At 69.5% G+C, this 17,114-nt stretch carries 18 protein-coding genes and 3 pseudogenes; 12 read left to right on the forward strand and 9 right to left on the reverse strand.

What is annotated here, in order from left to right; all coding sequences use genetic code 11:
* Window positions 1-20 precede the first annotated feature (20 nt).
* The 3 genes and pseudogenes from ACZ4WQ_RS11870 to ACZ4WQ_RS11880 form a co-directional block, all read right to left on the reverse strand.
* The gene (locus tag ACZ4WQ_RS11870) at window positions 21-1,340 is read right to left on the reverse strand and encodes an aminotransferase class I/II-fold pyridoxal phosphate-dependent enzyme (RefSeq protein ID WP_398372577.1); all 1,320 of its coding nucleotides are present in this window, start codon (window positions 1,338-1,340) and stop codon (window positions 21-23) included.
* A 324-nt stretch (window positions 1,341-1,664) separates the two neighbouring features.
* Window positions 1,665-1,888: pseudogene (locus tag ACZ4WQ_RS11875) on the reverse strand (NF041680 family putative transposase); the annotation flags it as partial.
* An 85-nt stretch (window positions 1,889-1,973) separates the two neighbouring features.
* Window positions 1,974-3,404: an amidase gene (locus ACZ4WQ_RS11880; protein ID WP_398372575.1), complete on the reverse strand. Its 1,431-nt coding sequence runs from the start codon at window positions 3,402-3,404 to the stop codon at window positions 1,974-1,976.
* Between the two features lie 130 nt (window positions 3,405-3,534).
* Here ACZ4WQ_RS11880 and ACZ4WQ_RS11885 point away from each other — a divergent pair, with 130 nt between their 5' ends.
* Together ACZ4WQ_RS11885 and ACZ4WQ_RS11890 are read left to right on the forward strand one after the other, a co-directional pair.
* The gene (locus tag ACZ4WQ_RS11885; RefSeq protein ID WP_311721503.1) at window positions 3,535-4,170 is read left to right on the forward strand and encodes a TetR/AcrR family transcriptional regulator; all 636 of its coding nucleotides are present in this window, start codon (window positions 3,535-3,537) and stop codon (window positions 4,168-4,170) included.
* Window positions 4,131-4,553: pseudogene (locus tag ACZ4WQ_RS11890) on the forward strand (ATP-binding cassette domain-containing protein); the annotation flags it as partial. The gene ACZ4WQ_RS11885 and the pseudogene ACZ4WQ_RS11890, both read left to right, overlap by 40 nt.
* On the opposite strand, the gene ACZ4WQ_RS11895 reads toward ACZ4WQ_RS11890, so the two are convergent.
* The gene (locus ACZ4WQ_RS11895) at window positions 4,551-4,838 is read right to left on the reverse strand and encodes a hypothetical protein (protein ID WP_311721502.1); all 288 of its coding nucleotides are present in this window, start codon (window positions 4,836-4,838) and stop codon (window positions 4,551-4,553) included. The pseudogene ACZ4WQ_RS11890 and the gene ACZ4WQ_RS11895 sit on opposite strands and share 3 nt — an antisense overlap.
* A 443-nt stretch (window positions 4,839-5,281) precedes the next feature.
* Here ACZ4WQ_RS11895 and ACZ4WQ_RS11900 point away from each other — a divergent pair, with 443 nt between their 5' ends.
* Window positions 5,282-6,103 carry a lipase family protein gene (locus ACZ4WQ_RS11900; protein WP_398372572.1) on the forward strand — a complete coding sequence of 274 codons (822 nt, stop codon included), beginning with the start codon at window positions 5,282-5,284 and terminating at the stop codon, window positions 6,101-6,103.
* Window positions 6,104-6,366: 263 nt separating this feature from the next.
* On the opposite strand, the gene ACZ4WQ_RS11905 is transcribed toward ACZ4WQ_RS11900, so the two are convergent.
* A complete protein-coding gene (locus tag ACZ4WQ_RS11905; RefSeq protein WP_398372570.1) occupies window positions 6,367-6,726 on the reverse strand; it encodes a nuclear transport factor 2 family protein in 360 nt (119 codons plus the stop codon).
* Window positions 6,727-6,750: 24 nt separating this feature from the next.
* A complete protein-coding gene (locus ACZ4WQ_RS11910; protein WP_398372568.1) occupies window positions 6,751-7,545 on the reverse strand; it encodes an SDR family oxidoreductase in 795 nt (264 codons plus the stop codon).
* Window positions 7,546-7,657: 112 nt separating this feature from the next.
* Here ACZ4WQ_RS11910 and ACZ4WQ_RS11915 point away from each other — a divergent pair, with 112 nt between their 5' ends.
* Complete coding sequence (locus tag ACZ4WQ_RS11915) at window positions 7,658-8,176, forward strand: winged helix-turn-helix transcriptional regulator (protein ID WP_398372566.1); 519 nt, start codon at window positions 7,658-7,660, stop codon at window positions 8,174-8,176.
* Here the strand turns inward: ACZ4WQ_RS11915 and ACZ4WQ_RS11920 are convergent.
* Window positions 8,128-8,610: an MBL fold metallo-hydrolase gene (locus ACZ4WQ_RS11920; RefSeq protein WP_398372564.1), complete on the reverse strand. Its 483-nt coding sequence runs from the start codon at window positions 8,608-8,610 to the stop codon at window positions 8,128-8,130. The two genes, ACZ4WQ_RS11915 and ACZ4WQ_RS11920, sit on opposite strands and share 49 nt — an antisense overlap.
* A gap of 130 nt (window positions 8,611-8,740) precedes the next feature.
* Here ACZ4WQ_RS11920 and rpmG point away from each other — a divergent pair, with 130 nt between their 5' ends.
* The 3 genes from rpmG to ykgO are packed head-to-tail and all read left to right on the forward strand — an operon-like array spanning window position 8,741 to window position 9,374.
* Window positions 8,741-8,905, forward strand: a complete 165-nt coding sequence (gene rpmG / locus ACZ4WQ_RS11925) for a 50S ribosomal protein L33 (protein WP_311721496.1) — start codon at window positions 8,741-8,743, stop codon at window positions 8,903-8,905.
* Window positions 8,906-8,955: 50 nt separating this feature from the next.
* Window positions 8,956-9,216, forward strand: a complete 261-nt coding sequence (locus ACZ4WQ_RS11930) for a type B 50S ribosomal protein L31 (RefSeq protein WP_311721495.1) — start codon at window positions 8,956-8,958, stop codon at window positions 9,214-9,216.
* Window positions 9,217-9,251: 35 nt separating this feature from the next.
* A complete protein-coding gene (ykgO, locus tag ACZ4WQ_RS11935) occupies window positions 9,252-9,374 on the forward strand; it encodes a type B 50S ribosomal protein L36 (RefSeq protein ID WP_030322549.1) in 123 nt (40 codons plus the stop codon).
* A gap of 335 nt (window positions 9,375-9,709) precedes the next feature.
* Here the strand turns inward: ykgO and ACZ4WQ_RS11940 are convergent, their stop codons facing one another.
* Window positions 9,710-10,075 carry a hypothetical protein gene (locus tag ACZ4WQ_RS11940; RefSeq protein WP_398373003.1) on the reverse strand — a complete coding sequence of 122 codons (366 nt, stop codon included), beginning with the start codon at window positions 10,073-10,075 and terminating at the stop codon, window positions 9,710-9,712.
* 213 nt (window positions 10,076-10,288) lie between these two features.
* Between ACZ4WQ_RS11940 and ACZ4WQ_RS11945 the strand changes: the two genes are divergently transcribed.
* The 4 genes from ACZ4WQ_RS11945 to ACZ4WQ_RS11960 all read left to right on the forward strand — a co-directional run bounded on the left by ACZ4WQ_RS11945 (window position 10,289) and on the right by ACZ4WQ_RS11960 (window position 13,701).
* Window positions 10,289-11,164 (forward strand): aminoglycoside phosphotransferase family protein, encoded by an 876-nt coding sequence (locus ACZ4WQ_RS11945; RefSeq protein ID WP_398373001.1) that lies wholly within the window; start codon window positions 10,289-10,291, stop codon window positions 11,162-11,164.
* A gap of 161 nt (window positions 11,165-11,325) precedes the next feature.
* Window positions 11,326-12,048, forward strand: a complete 723-nt coding sequence (locus tag ACZ4WQ_RS11950; RefSeq protein ID WP_398372560.1) for a metal-dependent hydrolase — start codon at window positions 11,326-11,328, stop codon at window positions 12,046-12,048.
* Window positions 12,048-12,623 (forward strand): helix-turn-helix domain-containing protein, encoded by a 576-nt coding sequence (locus ACZ4WQ_RS11955; protein WP_398372558.1) that lies wholly within the window; start codon window positions 12,048-12,050, stop codon window positions 12,621-12,623. The genes ACZ4WQ_RS11950 and ACZ4WQ_RS11955 overlap by 1 nt, the downstream gene beginning before the upstream one ends.
* A 19-nt stretch (window positions 12,624-12,642) precedes the next feature.
* Window positions 12,643-13,701: a threonine aldolase family protein gene (locus ACZ4WQ_RS11960; RefSeq protein ID WP_398372556.1), complete on the forward strand. Its 1,059-nt coding sequence runs from the start codon at window positions 12,643-12,645 to the stop codon at window positions 13,699-13,701.
* A gap of 66 nt (window positions 13,702-13,767) precedes the next feature.
* On the opposite strand, the gene ACZ4WQ_RS11965 is transcribed toward ACZ4WQ_RS11960, so the two are convergent.
* The gene (locus ACZ4WQ_RS11965) at window positions 13,768-16,473 is read right to left on the reverse strand and encodes an AAA family ATPase (protein WP_398372554.1); all 2,706 of its coding nucleotides are present in this window, start codon (window positions 16,471-16,473) and stop codon (window positions 13,768-13,770) included.
* Between the two features lie 428 nt (window positions 16,474-16,901).
* Here ACZ4WQ_RS11965 and ACZ4WQ_RS11970 point away from each other — a divergent pair.
* A pseudogene (locus ACZ4WQ_RS11970) lies at window positions 16,902-17,114 on the forward strand (FG-GAP repeat domain-containing protein); the annotation flags it as partial.

Genomic DNA, 17,114 nt, shown 5'->3' on the forward strand with positions numbered 1-17,114 from the left:
GGGGCGGGCGGCGGTTGTGTTCAGGCGGCGTCCGGGTGGTCAAGGACGGCGGCGAGGTCGGCGGCGAACTCGCGGGCCCGTTGTTCGGTCAGCGTGGCGGTGGTGACCCGGAGGGCCTGGCGGTCGGCCTGTGCGGTGGCGAAGAGGTCGCCGGGCCTGACCAGCCAGCCGCGCCGGGCCAAGGCGTCGACGACCGGCCGCGCCTGTGTGTCCAGGTCGATCCACACGTTCAGCCCGTCGGGCCGGTAGGCGGCCGGTGTGCCGATGCCGCAGGCGTTGATCTCCTTCATCAACCGTGCGCTGCGCTCGGCGTAGGCGGTGCGCGCCTGTTCGCGCTGCGCCCGCGCCTTCGGATCGAGGAAGAGCTCACGGGCGGTGTGCCGCAGCGGATGGCTCACCCACATCGTCCCCGCGCTCAGCCGCGTCTCGAGGCGCCGGGCGGTCTCCTCGCCGGCGGCCACGAGGGCCAGGCGCAGGTCCGGGCCGAGGAACTTCGACACCGAGCGCACCAGGGCCCAGGCGGCCGGCCGCGGCGGGGTGATGCGGTGGTACGGCACGGTGGAGACGGCCGAGAAGTGGTCGTCCTCGATGATCAGGACCTCCGGGTGCTCGGCCAGGATCGCGCGCAGCTCCGCGGCCCGCCCGGCGGTCAGGCTCGCGCCGGTCGGATGGTGGGCGCGCGGCGTGCACACCACCGCCCGCGCGCCACTCTCGAGAGCGGCGCGCAGGGCCTCCGGGCGCATCCCGGCGTGATCGACCGCGACCGGGGCGGTGCGGTAGCCGTTCAACCGCACCGTGCCGATGGTCCCCAGGAAACACGGGTCCTCGACCGCCACCGCATCGCCACGCGTCAGGTACGCGTTCAGCAGCCGCTCCGTCGCGTCCGCCGCGCCGTTGGCCACCAGAACCCTGAACGGTTGGCCCGCGATGTCCTCGGCGTATCCGTCGGCCGCCCACTCGGCCAGCCCGGCATCGACCGCCGGCGCGCCGTACAGCGGCTGCCGATACTCACCGCGCCGGGCCGCCGCGAGCACATCGGGCAGCAGCTCGGGATCAGGGTTGCCGCTGGCCAGGTCGATCAGCCTGCCGCCGAACCCCGCGCCCTCGCCGGCCAGTTGAACCATCCCGGCCACCATGGTTCCGCCACGGCCATGTGTCGCGGCCACACCGGCAGCCACCAGCTGCCGGTACGCCGCCGCCACCGTGTTCCGGTTCACCCCCAGCTCGGCCGCCAGCGTCCGCACCGGCGGGAGCAGATCGCGCGGCACCAGCTCGCCCGACGCGATCAGATCTCGCACACTGCCCACGATCTCCGTCGCCGTCGTCTCGCTGATCGGCACGATCACCGCCTCCACTGCACAGCTGAACACTTTGTCCTATGTCAAAGATAAGTTTGGCATAGGACAAAATGTAATCCTGTGCCTTCAGGTACACCTCCGTGACCCCGGCCTACGCTGTGCGCGCCGCGCTCCTGGCCGTTTCCGACCGGAAGCCGTGGCCGACCTGGGGAGCCAGGCCGTGATAGTGGCGGAAGTTGTAGATGAGCGGGCTCCAGGGGTGACACGCGGAGGCCGCACGACCTCGGAGCGAGCCGGTGTGAGTCCGGCGGCGGAGAACTTGTCCGGCTCGTACCGGTGCACCGTCCGCTTGCTCCAGCGGCGCGAGGCGCTCCACGTGTTCCCACAGGTCCGGCGAGGCGACGCTGGTCGCCAGGTGGCCGTTCCATACAGACGGGTCTGGGTCACGGTCGCCGCATCAGGGGTGTTCCCGGTGGCCGGGTGACTGAAGACGAACTCGCCCCCCGTGGCGTGGCGGGGCGGGGCGAGCGGCCCATGGTGCCCGGAGTGCGGGGCGGGACCGCCCGTCGCAGGACACGGTCCGAGCGCATAGTCGGCACGGGGCCGGCCTGCTGAGGGTGAGGGTTGCGGGGGGGGACGCGGGGACGCCGAGCGCGCTCTCCCTGACGCAACGGCTCACTCAGCCCGGCCTCCCACGCGCGGGTCGACCGGTGTGAGAACTCCGAGCCGGTCCTCGATCGCCTGGGCCGCGTCCAGGCACAGGTCCTCCCGGAACGCGCGCCCGACGATCTGCACCCCCAAGGGGAGCCCGTCGACCACGCCGGTCGGTACGGCCACACCGGGCACGCCCACGAAGCTGGTCACGCTGCACAGGCGCATTCCCGACCCGACCCGGTCCCGGCCCGCCCTGTCGCGCGACTCCAGCCCCGGCTCGACCGGTGGCTCGGTGAACGACGGGCCGAGCAGCAGCGGGTACGTGTCGAGGAATTCGGCCCACGAGCGGCGAATGGTCATCCAGGTGCCCATCAGCTTCATGAACTCGTCCGCGCTTGCGGGCGGGGTCTGCTCCATCGCCATCTCGATGTAGCGGTCCCCGCCTTTGCCGAGCAGTTTGCGCACCACCGGCCAGGTCGGGGCGAACTCGGTCACGGTGATCCGGCCGTACGCCTCGAGAGCCTCGTCCATCCGCGGTACGTCCCGTACCTCGCGCACGTCGTATCCGGCGTCGCGGAGCGCATCGGCCGCGGTCTCGATGGCTCCGCGAACCGCGGGGTGGACGCCGTGCCCGCCGGGGTCCGCCACGACCGCGACCTTCACCGGTCCGGGGAGCGCTTCGCCGTACGCGGGCACCGGTACGGCCCGTGGGTCTCGCGGATCGGTCCCGGCCAGCACCTCGTAAGCCAGCCGTAGGTCGCCCACGCTCCGGGCCAGCGGGCCGTCGGTGACCAGTATCTGGGACGCCGGGCCTGGGTCGTCCGGGCCGAGAATGCGGTGGTCGGCGGGGAACCGGCCCGTGGACGGCTTCAGCCCGGCCACGCCGCAGAACTGGGCCGGGATGCGCACCGATCCCCCGGAGTCGTTGCCGAGCCCGAGCGCCGCCATGCCTGTGGCCACGGCCACCGCGTCGCCCCCGCTGGAGCCGCCCGGGGTCCGGCTGCTGTCCCACGGATTGACCGTGTCGCCGAACAGTTCGCTGCGCGTGTGCATCCCCGCCAGGATCAGGGTGGGAATGTTGCTGTGCCCGATGGGGATGGCTCCGGCCGCGCGCAGCCGCGCCACCGGGGGCGCGTCGGCCGGCGCCACCAGATCGCGGAAGCGCTCCGTGCCGAACGTGGTCGGCACGCCTTCGACGGCGGTGCTCTCCTTCACGGTGAACGGCACGCCCGCGAGCGGCCCCAGCGCTTCACCGGCGGCCCGCCGACGGTCTGTTTGTGTCGCGGCCTCGCGTGCACGCTCCGCCAGGAGCTGTGTGACCGCGTTCACTTGTGGGTTGACCTCGGCGATGCGGTTGAGGTGGCTGTCGACCAGTTCGAGTGCCGAGACGTGTGCGCCGCGCACGGCCTCCGCCTGGGCGGCGGCCGACATTTTCCACAGGGCGTCCTGCATGGCCTTTCCTTCCTCCCCTACGTACCGATGCGCTTGCATCGGAACCGCAACCGTACCCTGGTACCGATACGAGCGCATCGCATAAAGTGCGCTGCGAGCAGAGAACCGTGGAGCAGGGAGGCGACCGGGCATGCCCAGGCAGGTGGACCACGTGGGCCGACGCCGCCTCATCGCCGAGGCCGTCTGCCACCTCGCCGACGAACGTGGCCTTGAGGGCGTGACCCTTCGCGACGTCGCCGCTCGCGCGCAGGTGTCCATGGGCGCCGTTCAGCGGTGCTTCCGCACCAAGGAAGAGATGCTCGTATTCGCTCTTGGGCACGTCAGCGAGCGGATCAGCGAGCGCGTGCAGGCCCGCCTCGTCAGGAGCCCGGCCCAGTCCGCCGGCACCGCCCTGGGCCACGCCGCCACCGAGATCTCACTGCTCAGGGAAGAACACCGCGCCGAGGCCCGGGTCTGGCTCGCCTTTGTCGCGCAGGCGGCTGTCAGCAAGGCGCTCGCCGAGACGCTGAAGGCGAACTACGCAGCCCTGCAAGAGACGTTCACCCGACTCATCTCGGAAGTCGGCGAGGGCGCTGGCCGCGCCGTGCCTCTCGAACCAGCGCGCGAGGCCCGCGCCCTCCTCGCCCTTGCGGACGGCCTCACCACGCACGTCCTCATCGGTCACCTCACCCCGCAAGAGGCACACGACGTCCTCCACGAACACCTGACCGGCCTCTGGGAGCGACCGGTCCCGTCCCCGTCGACGGAATCACCACCACCGGGATGACCCATGGCGAACTCGCCGACCTGCGCCGCCGTAAGATCGGGATCGTCTTCCAGCAGCCCAATCTGCTGCTCTCGCTCACCGCCGCCGAACAACCGCAGGTCATGGCCCGGATCGATGGCCGCTCCCCCGCCAAGGCCCGCGGCCGGGCCATGGAACTACTCGATGCCGTCGGCCTCGCCGACCGCGCGCACCGCCACCCCCGCCAACTCTCCGGCGGCCGGCGTCAGCGCGTCGACATCGCCCGCGCCCTGATGAACAACCCCACCATTCTCCTGGTCGACGAGCCCATCAGCGCCCTCGATCATGAACGCGGCGCCGCCATCATCGACCTGATCACCCGCCTCACCCGCCTCACCCGCCACCAGGCGACCGCCACAAGCTTATGACCGGCCAGCGGGGTTGGTCTCGTCGGCCAAGGCGGTTTCGTTCGCCGCGATGCCGACGAAACGACGTATGGCTTCAACGGGCATGTCGAGCCCCTCAGAGGCGGAGCGTTCGTCGCCGAACACCTGCACCGCCTCTGCGACAGCAACGGCCAGTTCGGCTTCTGCCTTGCGGACCTTGACCTCGGCCTTGTCAACGGTGTCGACCACCGACAGTTGGCGACGCTGCTTCTCTTGGAGTCGCTGCTTACGGGACGGCGTCTTGTCAGAGTTCTGCACAGTCACAACCAAGATCATAAACGGGCCTGTGTGCACATGTGAAATCGGTAACTCCGTCTCCTTTAGCCTCGATTCCTGGTCCGGCAGACGGCCCCGCAGACCGGCGGAGCAGTCCGCCTCCGACTCGGCGACGTCCCCGTCGACCTGCCCGCAGGGCGCGATTCGCCGCAGCCATGCTGTCCTCGGCCGGACAGACTCTCCCTGGCTGTTCTCCGGCGGTCAGCCCGGCCGGCCGTTCAGTACCGGGGGCGCGCCGCCGATCGGCGCGCCCGCACACCGAGCCGCCATTGGGTGCCGAAGACCTTGGGCGATCAGGGTGAGCAGCGCGTGTGTCTTACCGCCCGCCACCGGCGCGCCAGCTATGACGGGTTTGGTCACCCCGGGCTCGCTGGTCGCCCGCGGCCGGGGCGCCCCGTGTCACACCCATCTCCTCCGTGAAGGGATCAACCGTGGCTGCATCTGTCAGGATCGACGGCCTGCCGGCCGGGTACAGCGTGGACCGCGCCTACTGGCTGGCTCAGGCATCCGACCTCGCTTACAAGGACGAGGCCACCATCGAGCAGCAAGCCCGTGCGTGGGGCTTTACGACCATCCGCCACCACCGGACCCGCTTCACCCCGCCCTTCCCCCTCGAAGACACCCAGGCTTACACCCTGGCCAGCGAGACCATGATGGTCACCGCGTTCCGCGGTACGGAACCGGCCCAGATCAAGGACTGGCTCTCCGACGCCACCACCCCACCCTGGCCCGGCCCCGCGAACACCGGCTACGTCCACTACGGCTTCGCCGAAGCCCTCGACTCCATCTACCCCGACCTCAAAGACGCCCACGCCCAGCTGCGCGGCAACGGCCAGAGCGTCTACTTCACCGGCCACAGCCTCGGCGGCGCACTGGCCATGATCGCCGGCGCCCGCATGTACCTGGAAGACCCCCGGCTCACCGCCGACGGCGTCTACACCTACGGCCAGCCCCGCACCTGCGACCGCCTGCTGGCCGCTGCGTACAACAAGGGCTTCAAAGAACGCATGTACCGGTTCGTCAACAACAACGACATCGTCCCCCAGCTCCCGCCCGAGCCCGCCTACACCCACGTCGACGCCCTGCGCTACATCGACTCGGACGGCACAGTCCACGAGTCCATGTCCCTCCTGGGCGGGCTCACCGACCGCATCAAAGGACTCACCGCCGACCTCTTCGCCCCCGCCAGCGACGGCGTACGCGACCACTCCATCCACAGCTACCTCGCCGCCCTGGAAAAGAACGTCACCTGATCCTTCAGGCTCCGCAGCAACACAGGCCCGCTGGCCTGGGCCGGCGTCCAGGCCATGCAGAACTCTCGGTTGGGGCCCGGCCGGTTCTGGGTCGGCGGAAGTGACATCGCGACGCTGGAGCCCAACCTGCGATGCCCTCCCGAGCAGGCCATCCATACCCCGAGCCAAGCGCAGGTCGCACAACCGGCCCGGGTTCGCGGTCCGTGTAAGGGGCCCGCCACCTACTGAACCGGGGCCGATTCCCGCCGTGCCGGGGCCGCGCGTCAGGGTTCGATGAGAAGGCCCTGGATGAGGCCCTCGCTGAGGGTGAAGCGGTAGTGCAGGTCCACAACCCCGCCTGGGAAGTTGCCCTCAAGGTGGTGTGTGGCGACGTAGTGGGTCGTGTCGATCTTCAATGCCCCGGTGAGTTCGATCGTGTACGTGTATTCGCCGGCGGAGCGGGTCAGCCAGGTCTCGATCGCCAGGGCACCCCGGTGGACCCTGCCCTCGTCGGTCACGGTGGCGTCCGAGTGGAAGGCGCCGAGTGCGGCGGCGGTGTCTTTGCCGCGGTGGGCTTCCAGATAGCGGGTGATCACCTCGGGCAGGGCGTTGGGGGCGATGTTCTGAGGCTGCTCGGTGTGCATGGCGGCTCCTGGGAGTCGGAGGGTTCATACGGTGGGGATGGTGCCGCCGTCGATGACGTGCTCGGCGCCGACGATGGCGGAGGCGCGGTCGGAGGCGAGGAAGGCGACGAGTTCGGCGACTTCTTCCGGACGGTTGGGGCGGCCCAGCGGGATACCGCCGAGGGAGTCCATGAGCTGGTTCAGTGCCGCTTCGTTGGTGGTGCCGGCGTTCTCGGCCATCCGGGCGACGAGGTGGTCAGCGGCGGCGGTCTGGACGAAGCCGGGAGCAACGGTGTTGACACGGACGCCGTGCGGGGCGACCTCGTTGGCCAGGCCCTTGCTGTAGGTGCTCAGCGCGGACTTGGCGGCGGCGTAGGCGAGGGTGCCGTTCCACAGCGGCATGCGGCGCTGGATCGAGGAGACGTGGATGATGACGCCACGGCCCGCTTCGATCATGGCCGGCAGCAGGCCACGGTCCAGGCGGACGGCGGCGAGGAGGTTGACGTTGAGTTCCCTGGCCCAGTCGTCCTCGCCGAGGGCCGCGTATCCGCCCGAGGGTGCTTCCGAGCCGCCCAGGTTGTTGACCAGGATGTCGACGCCGCCGAGGCGGTGGAGGGCTTCCTCGATCACGGTGGCGGCACCTTCGGGGGTGGCCAGATCCGCGGTGATGATGTCTGAGGCCGCGACGCCGTCCGGGCGGCTGCGCGCGGTCACCAGCACGGTGGCGCCGGCCTGGGCCAGGCGTCGGGCGACGGCCGCACCGACGCCTTTCGTGCCGCCGGTGACCAGGGCGCGTCGGCCCTCCATGGATTCGCTGATTTCGCTGACGGGTGTGGTCATGACGGGTTCCGTTTCGGTGTGCGGGCAGGTGTGAACACCGCGCCCACCATTACTGCTAAAATAGAAGCTACTAACTTCGACTTTAGCAGTAACTCTGCGGAGGTGGCTAACCTTGGCAAGCCGCATCAGGGCGGAAGACCTCGAATGCCCGCTGTCCACGACCGTGCAGCACGTCGGCGAGTGGTGGACGCTGCTGATCCTCCACGACGCTTTCGACGGCTACACCCGCTTCGACCAGTTCCAGGAGAACCTCGGCATCTCCACCAGCATGCTCACCGCACGCCTCAAGACTCTGGTCGCCGACGGCCTGCTGGAGCGCCGCCCCTACCAGACCAACCCCGTCCGCTACGAGTACGTCCTGACCGACCTGGGCCGCTCCCTGCGCCCGGTGATCATCACTCTGGCGGCTTGGGGCAACTCCCGCCTCGCTCCCGAGCAGCGCAGCATGATCCTGATCGACACCGGAAGCGGCGAAGAAGTCGACCCCGTGGTTGTCGATGCCAAGAGTGGCCGCCGCCTCGACGACGGCCACGCATACATATTTGCCGCCGGCCCCGCCGCCAGCCCCGCCATGAGGGCCCGCTACACCCGTACCAACGCGACCACAGCCGATGCTGCACGCACCACTTGACGTTCGTCTCGCCAACAGGCGTTGAAGCACTCCCCCTGCACGTTTTCCCAGTCGGCCCTGCCGATGTGGAGGATGGCCTGAGGGAAGTGAGGGAGCCCCCCGGTGTGATCGAAGTGGTCGTGGGTGAGAACCACATGGGTAACGTCCTCCGGGCGCTTGCCCACCGTGGCGAGCTGGTCGATGACGGACTTTCCCCGCTCGCAGCGGGCGATCGCGAAATCGCGGATGTCCCCGTAGACCGCCTCCCGCCCATATTCCGGCCCGCCGAAGCTCTCCGGGGCCAGCCCGGTGTCGATCAACACGAGACCCTGTTCGTGCTCGATCAGAAAGGTGGGCACGGAAAGGTCGCGGATGCCGCTGCCGTCGACCATGACGTCGCCGGCGGCCATGTACAGATGAGCGCCGTCCAGCGCGTGGAGGGCGGTGGCGGACATTTTTTGATGCGCCCCCTTCGCTCGCCGAGACGGTCACCACCGGGAATGTGGTGCCGGGTCGTGTGGTTGAAGGGGACGTCTGACATGGCCGAGTCATTCGAGACTCGGGTGGTGGCGAAAGGAGTCCCCCATGGCACGCAGCACCACGCGGCCCGTCGTCAAGCTGAGGTCGACGGCCGGTACCGGAGTCACCTACGTGACCCGCAAGAACCGTTTGAACGACCCCGACCGGTTGGTCCTGCGCAAGTACGACCCGGTGGTCGGCGAGCACGTCCTGTTCCGCGAAGAACGTTGACACCTGCCTCCGTCGTCCGGCGACGGAGGCCCCCTGAGGAGGCACAACCCATGAGGTCCGGCATCCACCCCATCTCCCGCCCCGTTGTCTTCCGCGACCGCGCATCGGGATTCCAGCTGCTCACCCACTCCACCATCGACGCCCGGCAGACGGTCGAGTGGGAGGACGGCGCCACGTATCCGGTCGTTGACGTTGAGATCTCGTCGGCGAGCCACCCGTTCTACACCGGCACCTCGCGGGTCCTGGACACCGCTGGTCGGGTGGAGCGCTTCGAGCGGCGCTACGGCCGCACCGCTCCCATTCGCCACTGACGGCCGGACCCGTTCGATCCTGGAAGGGGACCACGATGAAGGTACGCAAGTCCTTGCGCTCCTTGAAGACCAAGCCCGGCGCCCAGGTGGTGCGCCGCCGTGGCGTGACCTTCGTGATCAACAAGAAGGACCCACGCTTCAAGGCCCGCCAAGGCTGACCGCTCACCCGTCGGCAGACTCACGGCCCGGCACCGCGCACACGGTGCCGGGCCATGGTCGGTCCTTCGCTGGCGCGCACGGCCCATCGCCTGGAAGTGGACCTACCCATCCCGTCGTCCGGGCCGACCACCCAAACCAGAGGCCCTGCGCCACGGCTCTGATCGAGCGGCGCCCTCCCGGTTTGACATCCGCAGGTTTTCCATTATCAGCCCGATATTTCAGCCGGCGCCGCGAGTCTGCGCAGTCGGAAATAGTTACAGTCGGCAGTTTGGGCGACCTCCAGTTCAATAATTCCCCCGCCTCTGCCATATTCCGCCGCATGCCCTCGCCCGCTCTATTGGGTCTCCAGTTCCCCGATCCGCGCCAGCGTCGTTCCCCTCTTCGGGCATACCCACACCGCCGTGTCCGTGCGGACTGTCGCCGTCAGCGGATGCGTGTCTGGGTGCGTCGGGCACTGTGGCCAGACCGCCGATGCGCCTTCGCTCCACAGTGCCTCCACCGCCCATTCCTGGACCTGATCCGCCAGGTTCGCCAGCCGCTCTGCGGCGGTGCCACCAGGTGGTGAAGTCAGGCCCTGGCCCGAACCGTCCGGGGCGAAGAGCACGATCCCGTACGTGTCGTCCGCACGTATCCGCGGCTGCACCGCGCACTGCGCCTGGAGGTCCCGCAGGACCGTCTCCAGAGTTTCGGCGAATTCCATGTCGTCCACTGGGGCTCCTGATCACATCGCAGAGGGCTGTCCCGCAGTCTCCACTGTCCCTGAAGCTTGCGGAGGATCTTTTCCGGCCCGGGCCCCCGTTTCAGCGGCCGCCTCAATCCCTGCGCTGCGGGACGGGCAGCGAGCGGTGGAAAAGCGGTGGACAAAGATCGCGCCAGCGGCAGACTGACCCCTGTGAAACGACTGCCGGTGGATGTGGAGAGCGTCACTACGCGGTTGGTACGTCGATTCGGCCCCCAGGTTGCCGAATGGTGCGCTGACACGCCGGATCTCATCGCGCGGCTGACGTCCCAGTGGGGACTTTCGCTCGGTGAGTCCCTCCCGGACGGTGCTTCGTCGGTCGCGTTGCGGTGCCGTTGGCCCGACGGCACGCCTGCGGTGCTGAAAATCAGTCCGGAGCGGGCCCTTCTGGCCGAGCAGGTCGAAATGCTGAGGTGGTTCGCTGCCTCGGGCCGGGTGCCCTCTGTGCTGGCCGTCGACGAGGAGGCGGGTGCAATGGTGTTGGAGGAGATCGTGCCCGGAACACCGGCGGAGGACATGCCTGCTGCTTCGCTTCCGGAACAGTGGTCGGATCTGCTCGCCGCCTTGCACGGGGTCGCTCCGCCTCCGCTGCCGACGCGTGTGCTGCGTGGGCGGTGCGAGGAGGCCTTCGCCCGGGTCGGCAGGCGGCTGTCCGAGCCTGCGATCAGTGCGCGGATGGACGTCACCGCGTGGGACAGGGCCATCCAGCGGTGCGAGCGGCTGCTGGACACGGAAGGGACAACCGTGTTGCTCCACGGTGACCTGCACCTGGGCAACGTCCTCGACGGCGGCCCGGACCGCGGTCTTATGGCCATCGATCCGAAAGCCTGTGTCGGTGATCCGTGCTTCGACGCTGTGGACTACGTCCTGGCCGGCGCCGGGCTGGAGGGCGTCGAGACCCGCTGCGCGCGCGTGGCGGCGGCGTGCGGGCTCGATGGCGACCGGCTCCATGCCTGGAGCCAGGTGATCGCGCCGTTTGCGGCCATCGCTCACCTCGGTGACGGTGGTGAGAAACCGGTGATCGATGAACTGCTCGCGTTGACACGGTGAGCACACCCGGTCTTCCCCATCGCCTCGTGCCCCGCGCTCCGCTGGGGACGGAACACCCTTCGCTCAACCTTTGGTGAGACAAGCCAGCTGATGTTGCGGGCATCGTTCACTATGCCGAACGATTAGTTCAACACTCTAGCTGAGTTCGTTATACTGAACGTATGATTCGTTCTACTGGGATCAGTCGAGACGCTGTACAGATCAGCACCTATCTCGATGACACCTACCTGGAACAGGCCGATACGCGGGTGATCGCAGTCGGCCACCGGGACGGGGCGCCGTGGGTGGCTGTCGAGCACTGTCCGTTCCATCCGCAGGGCGGCGGCCAGCCCGCCGACCGGGGCTGGCTGGAGGACGCGAAGATCGTTCCGGTTCGGGACCGCGAGTCGGGGCTGATCGTGGCGATGGCGCCGGAGGGCGGCAGCCTGCCTCTCTTCGCCGAGGGGCAGCAGGTACGGGCGCGGATCGACCCGAAGGCGCGCATGGCGCATGCCGCGCTGCACACGGCCGGACACCTGGTCGAGGCTGTGGGGCGGATGCAGGGCTGGGAGATGGTGAGCAACAACCACTTCCCAGGTCAGGCGCGGATCGAGTTCCAGGTGCCGGAGACGGAGACGCGGTTGGCCGATCCGGATGGCCGGGGTGAGGCGACCGCCATCCTGCGGGCTTCGGTGGCGGTGGCGATCGCTGATGATCTGCCCGTCTTCGCGCGGTACGAGGGCGAGGGGCGGCGCGTGGTGCACCTGCACGATCTGCATGCCGCGCCGTGCGGGGGCACCCATGTGCGCAGCCTCGGCGATCTGGCCGAGGTGGTCCTGCCGACACTGAAGGTCAAGAAGGGGCGCGTCCGCGTCTCCTACACCGCCGCCCACCGGAGTCTTTGATGGCAGCCTCTGTGTCCGGTCGGCAGCCGGCGAGCAGCACCGCCGCCGCGGTCGGTACGAAGATCCGCCTGCGCCGCCGGCAGCGCGGTATGAGCGCGGCCGAGATGGCCCGGCGCGCCGGGCTGAGCAAGGCCACGTTGTCGCAGTTGGAAGCGGGCAGGGGCAATCCGACGATCGACACCCTGGACGCGATCGCCATCGCGTTGAGCATCCCGCTCGCCGACCTGCTGGCACGGGAGGCCGACACCGGCCCGGTCTACCGGCCCGGTACGGTCGCCGAACCCGGCGAAGTCTCCCGAGAGCTGCTGCGCCGCATCAGCAGCGGCAACAGCCTGGAGATCTGGCGCCTGCGTGTTCCGCCCGAGACGGAGCTGGCCGGCGTGCCCCACGCCACCGGCACGACCGAGCACCTGCTCGTCTCGACCGGACACATGACCGCCGGTCCGGTCGACGCCCCGCAGGACTTGGGCCCCGGCGACATGCTCGCCTTCGCCGGCGACGCCCCTCACTTCTACCGCACCGACACCGAGCCCGCGGACATCACCGTCGTCCTCGCCTCCCCCATCAACACCTGAAAGCCAGAGAACCCTCCCCATGAGCACCACCGCAGTCACCCCGTCCGGCCGCGCCTTCATCAGCGACAACATGGCCGGCGCCTCACCCGAGATAGTGCGGGCCGTCGCCGCGGCAGCGGCCGGGAACGCCCCGCCCTACGGCAACGACCCCTTCACCGACAGCGCCCGCCGCAAGCTGAGCGAGATCTTCGAACGGGACGTCGATATCTTTCCCGTCTCCACCGGAACCGCCGCGAACTGCCTGGCGCTGGCCGCCCTCACCCCGCCCTGGGGCAGCGTGCTGTGCCACCCCGACAGCCACATCAACAACGACGAATGCGGCGCGCCCGAGTTCTTCACCGACGGCGCCAAGCTCGTCACCGTCCCCGGCGACGAAAGCAAGATCGACCCCGACGCCCTGGGACCGGCGGTGCGCCGCCGGGCCGGCGACGTACACAGCGTCCAGCCGTCCGTGCTGAGCATCAGCCAGGCCACCGAAAGCGGCAGCGTCTACACCCTCGACGAGATCCGCCGCCTGGGCGTCATCGCCAAGGACGCGGGACTGCGCGTCCATATGGACGGCGCGCGCTTCGCCAACGCCCTGGACCATCTCGATGCCACCCCGGCCGAGATGACCTGGAAGGCCGGCATCGACCTGCTGTCCTTCGGCGCTACCAAGAACGGGGCCATGACCGCCGACGCCATCGTCTCCTTCGACCCCGCGCTGGCCACCGAGCTCGCCTTCCGCGCCAAGCGCGCCGGTCAACTCGCCTCCAAGATGCGCTTCCACGCCGCCCAGCTCGACGCCTACCTCACCGACGACCTGTGGCTGGGCAACGCCCGCCAGGCCAACACGATGGCCGCCCGGCTCGGCGACGGCCTCAAGGCCATCCCCGGCACCGAACTTCTGGGCAGCCCGCAGGCCAACCTCCTCTTCTGCCGCCTGCCCCGGCACACAATCGAGCAGCTTCTCGCGGAGGGCTACACCTTCTACCACGACCGCTGGGCGCCCGGGATCGTCCGGTTCGTCACCTCCTTCACCCACACCCCGGACGACATCGACCAACTCCTCGACGCGGTCCGCCGCCACACCCCATGACGCTGATCGAATCGGGCGACAGGGGCCTCCGACCGGATTCCGACGCCCACAGGCTCGGCCCGGTTCTCATCCGTCCGCAGCCTCATCAGCGGCGCCGGGGGCGACCGCGAGGACCTTCCGCAGTTCTCTTCGGCTGGTCACGCCGGTCTTGCGGTAGACCCGGTAGAGGTGGTTGTCGACGGTCCGCACGGTGATGCCGAGCTGCCTCGCGATGTGCTGGCTGCTCTCTCCGGTGGCGGCACGGCGTGCGATGTCGCGTTCCCGATCGGTCAGCTCGGGCGTTCGGCAGGCGGCGATGGCGGGGGTCGTGACGCCCTCGCAGTGGTGCGCGAGTCGGTGGCATCGGTCGGCGGCCCGCTGGGCGTCCTGCGCACTGCCCTTGCGTAACCACAGGTCCGCCGCGTGCCCGGCGGCCTCGGCGGCGTGGAGGCGCATGCCGATGGTGTCGAACGCGGTGCAGACCTGCTCCATGGCGGCCGCGTCTCGGGTGGCGAGTGCGTCGGCGTGTTGGGCATAGATCCTGATGTGCGGGGTGTCCGAGGCGGTGGCGAGCTCCATGAGCCGCCCGGTGACGGCCGCGGGACGGCCGAGCCGTACGGGTATGTGCAGCAACTCCGCTTCCCAGAGCTGGACGTGCTCGCGCCGCGCGTCGTCGGCCGCGCGCATCGCCTGTCGCGTGGCGTCGCGTACCCGGCCCTGAACGGCCAGGATCCATGGCCGGGCCATCGAGAAGGCCGGGATGTGGAGGATGCGGTAGGACTCCACGCGGGCCAGGTGCGCCTGGTCGAGCAGCGTCTGCGCCTTGGCCGTGCTGCCGGTCAGCGCTTCGATGGTGGCCCACTCGCCGAGCAGCAGCGCCTGCTGGCCCCAGGTGGTGTCGTCGCGCAGCGTGGAGGCCGCCTCCCGCATGTGCCGCCGGGCCGATCGCAGACGTCCCCGGCGGGCGGCGATCCTGCCGAGGTAGAACTGCCAGGCGCCCTGACTGCCGACCCAATGGACATCCTGTGCGTGCTGGTACTGGGCGGTGGCGGTGGCTTCGGCTTCGTCCAGTCGACCCGCGAAGGCCTGCGCGGTGGCCAACCAGCTCAGCAAACCGGCTCGTAACATCGGCAGGTCGTCCTCGCCCGGCAGTATCGGCAATGCCGATTCGATCAGTTGCAACGCGGCACCTGGCCGTCCGTGGCAGAAGTGATCGATGCACTCCGCGTAGTGGATCCGCACGGCTGTGCGCGGGTTCGGTGATCCACCTTGCCGTGCGCGGGCAATGGCCTGCGTATATGCCGGCCAGTCGGCCTGCGCCGCGAGCAGGACGGCCTGTAGCGCCGCCAGTTCCGCACACGCGGCGCTGTCGCTCATCGCCTGTTCGGCGCGGCGCAGCAGGTCCAGTGCGTCGGAGGGCCGGTCCAGGGACAGGTACATGTTGGCGGCGCGCAGTTGCACCGACCGCAACTGATCGCGATCGGGCGCAACGGTGTGCGGCAGGCCGCTGTGGGCCTGCTCCGCCTGCGCACCGTGCCCGGTGTGGCCGAACGCAACAGCCAGTGCCCGCCGGGCCGGCGCGCCGCCGCCGGCGTCACAGGCCGCCTTGGCCAACCGGGCCGCCAGAGTGAAGTCCATGGTCATGATGGCATGGCCGGCCGCGGAGAGCAGAAGCTGCGGATCGGTGAGATCGCCGGCTTCGAGCCGCCAGCCGCCGACGCGTGCAAGGTCCTCGCGTCGGCGCATGCCCGTCCGTTGGACCGCCGCGGCCAGATCCCGGCAGTACCGCCGCCGCCGGTGAGGAGGCGTCCGCCGACGCAGCACCTCCCCGTAGAGGGGATGGGCCAGCCGTACCTGTGCGCGCCAGCCGTCCTCCTCGTTCGTGATGAGGCTGCGGCGGTCGAGTTCGTCCATCACCGCGGCGCCGGTGAGCTGTTCGAGGACCGTCACACCGAGCGGTTCCCCGAATGCCAGCAGTTCCGCGGCGCGCGACACGTCCGAAGGGAGCTGTCCGATACGGCGACTCACCAGATCGATCAGTTGCTCACTGACATCCAACGCCCCTTGCCAGCGCCACACCTCCGCTGTGACCGCCAGAGCCCCGGAGGCCAGCCCCGCGTCCGCGAGCTGCTGCAACCACAGGGCATTGCCGCCGCTGTACTTCCACAGCCGGCGCGCGGTCGCGCTCTCCACCGGGCCGCCGAGTGCCCGCTCGAGCAGGAGACCGACGGAATCCGGGCTCAGCTCGGGCACGTCGACCCGGCTGGCATAGCCGCCGCGCAGCAATGCCGTGATCGCGTCCGGCATCGGCACACCGGAACGTGCGGTGACAACGATCCGGATGCCGCCACGTACCGCCAGTTGCAGCAGCAGGGAGGCGGATCCGGTGTCGAGCAGGTGCACGTCATCGACGAACAGGATCTGTCGTCCTCCGCGGGCATGGGCAAGCAGCGCATCGGCGAGGATCCGCAGAAGATTGGGGCGCCCCTCGGCAGCGGGTAGCGTCGCCGGCAAGAGGTGCGCCATCGCCCCGAAGGGGATCTGCGAGGCGCTCTGGGAGGCCGGTGCCGCCAGTACCCGCCCCTGCGATGCGGCGGCCCGGGACAGCAGCTCGCGGGCCAGCCGGGTCTTGCCGACACCGGCGGGACCGGCGATCAACAGAGCAGGCCGCTCCGGGTGCTCCAGCAGCGAGAGCAACTCGGCCAATGTGTGGTCCCGGCCGGTGAGCGGCCAAGACCCCGGAGACGGACCCGGGCCTCCCAGCGGCGCCGGACGCTGTTCCCGATCTTCCATCGAGCCCTCCTGCGCGGACCAGCCCCATCCTCGGGCCCGGCGGGCCCATGGCCAGGATTGAGTATCAGATTACTCACGACACGACGTCGCTCCGGGGATAGTTTCCTTCCAGGTGCCCGTGCATGAGGCACGCAAGGGGGGACAGCGCCGCCGGACTCGCCGTCCGACGGCGTCCCCGATCCGATCGAGAGCGCAATCAGCCGCTATGGCAGCCCGGTGTGCGGGCCGTTGCCTGTCTGCACCGGAAGAACGGCATGCCGTATCCGGAATGTGATGGACCGTCGCATGCCCCCCGGGGCGGATACGCATCGCGGCGGACATTGTGACGCACTGTCCATGGAGGGACCGTGAAGGCCAGTACTCGCACTACCGTCCTACGATGCCTCGGAAACCGCCGCAGACAGCGGCGGCTCGGGGCCCTGACCACCGTGCTGTTCGCCAGCACCCTGCAACTGCTGAACCCGACCGGCGCTGCGGCCGCGACCGGCGCCTATAGCTCTTTCGGGGTGGCCGACTGGGACCGCGACCAGCACCAGGACATCATCGCCCGCAACAACGCCACCGGCGACCTATGGCTCTACCCCGGCAACAGCCAACGCGGCTACTCCAACCAAACACCCGTCAAAATCGGCAACGGCTGG

The organism is Streptomyces sp. NPDC028305 (genome assembly GCF_055569495.1).

Coding starts and splice junctions, on each gene's coding strand:
- ACZ4WQ_RS11910 (WP_398372568.1), bottom strand. CDS start 7,545: ATGACCACACCCGTCAGCGAAATCAGCGAATCCATGGAGGGCCGACGC.
- ACZ4WQ_RS11960 (WP_398372556.1), top strand. CDS start 12,643: ATGAGCACCACCGCAGTCACCCCGTCCGGCCGCGCCTTCATCAGCGAC.
- ACZ4WQ_RS11940 (WP_398373003.1), bottom strand. CDS start 10,075: ATGGAATTCGCCGAAACTCTGGAGACGGTCCTGCGGGACCTCCAGGCG.
- ACZ4WQ_RS11955 (WP_398372558.1), top strand. CDS start 12,048: ATGGCAGCCTCTGTGTCCGGTCGGCAGCCGGCGAGCAGCACCGCCGCC.
- ACZ4WQ_RS11950 (WP_398372560.1), top strand. CDS start 11,326: ATGATTCGTTCTACTGGGATCAGTCGAGACGCTGTACAGATCAGCACC.
- ACZ4WQ_RS11920 (WP_398372564.1), bottom strand. CDS start 8,610: ATGTCCGCCACCGCCCTCCACGCGCTGGACGGCGCTCATCTGTACATG.
- ACZ4WQ_RS11965 (WP_398372554.1), bottom strand. CDS start 16,473: ATGGAAGATCGGGAACAGCGTCCGGCGCCGCTGGGAGGCCCGGGTCCG.
- ACZ4WQ_RS11885 (WP_311721503.1), top strand. CDS start 3,535: ATGCCCAGGCAGGTGGACCACGTGGGCCGACGCCGCCTCATCGCCGAG.
- ykgO (WP_030322549.1), top strand. CDS start 9,252: ATGAAGGTACGCAAGTCCTTGCGCTCCTTGAAGACCAAGCCCGGCGCC.
- ACZ4WQ_RS11905 (WP_398372570.1), bottom strand. CDS start 6,726: ATGCACACCGAGCAGCCTCAGAACATCGCCCCCAACGCCCTGCCCGAG.
- ACZ4WQ_RS11880 (WP_398372575.1), bottom strand. CDS start 3,404: ATGCAGGACGCCCTGTGGAAAATGTCGGCCGCCGCCCAGGCGGAGGCC.
- ACZ4WQ_RS11930 (WP_311721495.1), top strand. CDS start 8,956: ATGAGGTCCGGCATCCACCCCATCTCCCGCCCCGTTGTCTTCCGCGAC.
- rpmG (WP_311721496.1), top strand. CDS start 8,741: ATGGCACGCAGCACCACGCGGCCCGTCGTCAAGCTGAGGTCGACGGCC.